This window comes from Streptomyces durbertensis (assembly GCF_014156695.1).
GTDB lineage: Bacteria > Actinomycetota > Actinomycetes > Streptomycetales > Streptomycetaceae > Streptomyces > Streptomyces durbertensis.
The window spans coordinates 1-2,280 of sequence record NZ_WMLF01000630.1 but is presented as its reverse complement, the minus strand read 5'-3'; the positions used below and the strand labels follow the sequence as shown (position 1 = coordinate 2,280).

General features: G+C 74.8%; 2 protein-coding genes and 1 pseudogene. All 3 read right to left on the bottom strand.

Translation table 11 applies throughout. The features are described from left to right. A pseudogene (locus tag GL263_RS25260) lies at positions 1–372 on the bottom strand (hypothetical protein); the annotation flags it as partial. Next, complete coding sequence (locus GL263_RS25255; protein WP_182858058.1) at positions 369–1,046, bottom strand: uracil-DNA glycosylase; 678 nt, start codon at positions 1,044–1,046, stop codon at positions 369–371. The pseudogene GL263_RS25260 and the gene GL263_RS25255, both read right to left, overlap by 4 nt. Positions 1,047–1,083: 37 nt before the next feature. After that, entirely contained in the window at positions 1,084–2,169 is a 1,086-nt protein-coding gene (locus GL263_RS25250) for a WD40/YVTN/BNR-like repeat-containing protein (RefSeq protein WP_182858057.1), read from the bottom strand. Positions 2,170–2,280 lie beyond the last annotated feature (111 nt).

Genomic DNA, 2,280 nt, shown 5'->3' with positions numbered 1-2,280 from the left:
GCGCGGCCCCACGCCGAGGGCTTCTCGAAGCACGCCGGGGAGCGCCGCGCGCAGATCAGCGCCCAGGGTCGCCATACCGGCGGCGCCGACACACACGGCGGCCACCTCGCCGTCGGGCTCGCCGGCTGCCGCCAGCAGTCGGCGGGCCGCCGGCAGCAGCCGGTCCGCCAGGCCGCCCGCCGAGATGCCGTGTGCTCCGGTCGGTACCGGGTCGGTCGTCACCGTGCCGGTCGTCACCGTGCCGGTCGGTACCGGAGCGGTGGGCTCCCGTGCGGTCGTGCCGCCCTGTTCCGGGTGCTCGGGGTCGACCGCGGCCAACGCCACCCGCAGTCCGGAGCCCCCGGAGTCGGCGCCGAGCACCCAGGCCGTCACGGCAGACGCCAGTCGATCGGCTCGGCTCCCTGGCCGACCAGTAGTTCGTTCACCCGGCTGAACGGGCGGGACCCGAAGAAGCCGCGGTCGGCGGACATCGGAGAGGGGTGCGCGGACTCCACGGCGGGCACACCGGAGAGCAGCGGCCGCAGGTTGCGGGCGTCCCGCCCCCACAGCACGGCCACCAGCGGGGTGCCCCGGTCGGCGAGGGCCCGGATCGCCTGCTCGGTGACCTCCTCCCAGCCCTTGCCACGGTGCGCCGCCGGCCGGCGCGGCGCCGTCGTCAGCGCGCGGTTGAGCAGCAGCACGCCCTGCCTCGTCCACGGGGTGAGGTCGCCGTTGGAGGGCCGGGGCAGGCCGAGGTCGTTGTGCAGCTCCCGATAGATGTTCTCCAGGCTGCCGGGCAGCGGGCGGACCTCGGGCGCCACCGAGAACGACAGGCCCACCGCGTGGCCCGGCGTGGGGTACGGGTCCTGGCCGACTATCAGCACGCGCACGTCGGCGAACGGCTGCTGGAACGCGCGCAGTACGTGCGGGCCGGCGGGGAGGTACGTCCTCCCCTCGGCGATCTCCGCCCGGAGGAAGTCCCCCATCGCGGTGACGCGCTGGGCCACCGGCTCCAGCGCCTTGGCCCAACCTGCTTCGACGAGTTCATGCAAGGGTCGTGGTGCCACGGGCGCCCACTCTAACGGTTGGTGACACCCGGTCGGCTCAGAGCGTCGCGGCCCGGACACAGAGCACGTCCGGGAGATGGGAGGCCAGTAGCCGCCAGGACTCCCCGTCGTCCGCGCTGGCGTACAGCTCGCCGTTGCGGTTGCCGAAGTACAGGCCGGCGGGGTCGCCGCCGTCGGCGCACATGGCGTCGCGCAGCACCGGGCCGTGGTGGGGCTCCTCCGGCAGGCCGCGGTCGAGCGGCTCCCAGGTGGCCCCGGCGTCCTGGGTGCGGTAGACGCGGCAGCGGCGCTCGGCCGGCACCCGGTCGGAGTCGGCGTTCAACGGGAAGAGGTAGGCGGTGTCGCCGCGCGTCGGGTGGGTGACCACGGGGAAGCCGAACGTGGAAGGCAGGCCCGTCTCCACCGCCCGCCAGCTGCTTCCGGCGTCGTCGCTGCGGAAGACTCCCCAGTGGTTCTGGAGGAAGAGCCGGTCGGGATCGACGGCGTCCCGCGCCACCTTGTGCACACACTGGCCGAACTCGGGGGCCGGGTCGGGCAGGAACACCGCCGAGACGCCGCTGTTGGACGGCGACCAGCTGGCGCCGCCGTCGTCGCTGCGGTAGACGCCTCCGGTGGACACCGCGACCGTCAGCCGTCCGCTGTCGCGGGGGTCCACCAGGACGGTGTGCAGCCCCAGTCCGCCCCCGCCGGGCTCCCACCGCTCCCGGGTGGGGTGGTCCCACAGGGGGCGGACGAGGGTGAAGGACTCCCCGCGATCCGTGGAACGCCACAGCGCGGCGGGCTCGGTGCCGGCGTAGACGACGTCCGGCTCGTCCGCGCCGCCCGGCGTGAGCTGCCAGACCCGCTCCAGCGACTGGCCGGTGTCCTCGGGGAAGCGGGCGGCCGGGCGGCCGGGCTCCTGCCAGCTGGCACCGAGGTCGTCGGAGTGGAAGACCGACGGCCCCCAGTGGGCGCTGTCCCCGCCGACCAGCAGCCGCGGGGCGCCGCCCCGGGTGTCGATCGCGACCGCGTAGACCGCCTGGTCGACGAAGTGCGGCTCGCTCGCGGACCAGCTGCCGTCGGGGCCGCGGGTGAACAGGAAGAGGCCTTTGCGTGTGCCCACCGCGAGCAGTGTGTCCGCCATGGTCGGATCACCTCCGGGACGACGTTGTCCTTGGTTGCGCCCAGTCTGCACCCGGCCACTGACATCCGCGTCGGCAGGCCGCCGTCACCGCAGGTCAGCGCGGGTGTCGGC